The 2229-nt window shown below is 62.1% G+C and carries 2 protein-coding genes and 1 pseudogene; 1 reads left to right on the top strand and 2 read right to left on the bottom strand.

Going from position 1 to position 2229, the window contains the following annotated elements:
• A pseudogene (locus EN749_RS34535) lies at positions 1-241 on the bottom strand (hypothetical protein); the annotation flags it as partial.
• Positions 242-523: 282 nt separating this feature from the next.
• Here EN749_RS34535 and EN749_RS34530 point away from each other — a divergent pair.
• Positions 524-1456 (top strand): recombinase family protein, encoded by a 933-nt coding sequence (locus EN749_RS34530; RefSeq protein ID WP_128364852.1) that lies wholly within the window; start codon positions 524-526, stop codon positions 1454-1456.
• A 314-nt stretch (positions 1457-1770) separates the two neighbouring features.
• On the opposite strand, the gene repC is transcribed toward EN749_RS34530, so the two are convergent.
• On the bottom strand, positions 1771-2229 hold a 459-nt coding region (gene repC / locus EN749_RS34525; RefSeq protein ID WP_245491568.1), incomplete at its 5' end, for a replication initiation protein RepC.

Here is a 2229-nt window from a genome sequence, read left to right as displayed (position 1 = left end):
GTTCGTGGGTCGGGGCGCGGGTGTCCATGTGGGCGTCGTGCAGGACAAGATCCTCGAGGTGGACGAGCTCGCCCTCGAGCCAGAGCGCGGCGGCCGCGTCTGCAAAATGCTGGCGCTCGACAAAGCCGTCGCGGACCGGCGAGCGGGCCAGGCGCTCGTCGAGCCGCGCCAAGGCTTCGGTCGCGCGGGAAACCGGCCCGATCAGGGTTTTCAGGGACAGATCGCCGATGTCGTAAGCCATTGTTTTCATGATGGCTGATTCGCGACAGTCAAGCTATCGGGCGCTTAGGTTGACTTGCAGGGGACCTTCTCCGGCGCACTTCTCACTATCGATAAGTCCCTCATATCGGGACTGTACAGCACGACGCCCTAGGACGCTCAGCAGGCCGAAAAAGTTGATTTACCGGCTCATCGAAGCGATAGGCGCGATGTAAAGGGCCACTAGAGACGTTTACAAACGATCGTTTGCTGATATCTTCGGGGTTTGTACAACCGCCCTTCCCGATGCTGAGAGACGCCGCAAATGGCCCGTGAGGCGCAAGATCGACGCTCCGGTCGACCACAGGGCCGGCAAATCGGCTACGCGCGCGTGTCGACGGACGAACAAGCGACGGAAGCGCAGGAAATTGAGCTACGGTCGGCCGGCTGTGACGTCGTCGTTCAGGAACATGGATCCGGTGCGTCGAGAGCCCGCCCTGCCCTATTGCGGTTGATCAGCGAGATCGGCGCCGGCGATGTCCTGGTCGTTGTGCGTCTCGATCGCCTTGCACGCTCTGTCAGCCATCTTCTTCAGGTGATCGAGAATCTGACTGAGAAGGGCGCGCATTTCCGATCTCTGCGAGATCCGATCGACACGTCGACGCCACAGGGCATGTTTTCGCTACAGGTCCTCGGTGCCGTTGCCCAGCTCGAGCGTGCGCTGATCTCGGAACGGACCAAGGCCGGCATCATCGCTGCACGATCGAAGGGGCGACTGCCAGGCAATCCTGGTATCCGGGAGCGCAAGCCCGAAGCCCTGGCGAAGATGACCGCGGTGCAAAAGGCGGCTTATGGCCGACGGCTACAATCAACGATGAACCAGTGGCTTCCGACGGTCCGCCGGATGCGACCAGACCATAACTGGGACGACATCGTTCGGGTCCTGAAGCAGCGCGGCCTCGACTGGACGCCTGAACGACTGCGGCGGGCAGTGAGGTGGCTCGTCACCGAGCACCTGGCCGAATCCACACTGCTAAAGCGGGCGTCTCCTCTGCCTCCCGAAGATCGCCTGATGACCCTTGTGGCAGGGATTTCGCAGTCTAACCCAGAACTATCGCTACGCGACATTGCCGGACAGCTCGAGCGCCTGCATGAGCGAACCCCACGAGGAAGCGCAAAATGGTCTGCCTCGTCGGTCAAGAACCTGCTCGATCGAGCCCGCCGGCTTGGTCTCGTTGCCGAACTACCCGCGAGCTGACCGAGGTACAAGGACGTCATCCCGCTACAGAACAGTCCTCAGTTTACGGTCCGTGGCTGACGCTCAACATTCCCGAGCCGCTTGTACGCCGCCCAGGCATCAGCTGGAACCGCGCTGTCAGCCCGCGCCAGCCAAGCCGCACGATCGGATTCGGCAAGTGAGTTCCACCACACTATTCCGGCCGTTTCATCGGGCGTCGGTTCCCGGTCGCGTTCGTTTTTCATGCCCTCGATGCTCTCATAAGACGCTCTTCCCGACAAGCGCTGCAGCCATCGTCCATGTCCCATAGTGCGGATCAAAACCCGTCCGGCTCATCATGATCTGCGCCCCGACTTGTCGAGGCTGCGGCGCAAGGCATCGCTGATTTCCAACCGGGATTCGGTGCGCACAACCTTGCCGGCCGTCTCCAAATCGACGGCCGCGGCTTCAGCTTCGGAACCGGTTCCGGTTCCGGTCGTCTTCGATGCGTCAAGCTTTGCCCGCAACAAAGCCATCACCATTGGCCAGACTGAGAACTTTCCGGCCTTTGCTCGGTCCGTCAGGCTGCGCAAATAGCCGCCGGCGCTGTTGATCTGGTCCTGCCGCTGGTAGATCGCGGCAATGGTGATTGCCGCCTGCTGCTCACCCATTGCCGTTCGCGCTTCCTCCCAAGCGCTCGGGCTGACGCCCATGGCCGGCCGGGCAACCTCGGCCGCGGCCAGAAATTCGCGCCAGTTGCGGATTCCGCCGCCGCCCTTCACCAGCCAAAGCATGTTCGGGCAGGCGTCCAGCAC

Origin of the sequence: Mesorhizobium sp. M7A.F.Ca.ET.027.02.1.1 (assembly GCF_004022985.1) — a bacterium.
Taxonomy (GTDB): Bacteria; Pseudomonadota; Alphaproteobacteria; order Rhizobiales; family Rhizobiaceae; genus Mesorhizobium.
The sequence above is the reverse complement of the archived record's forward strand: the minus strand, read 5'-3'. Positions and strand labels throughout refer to the sequence as shown.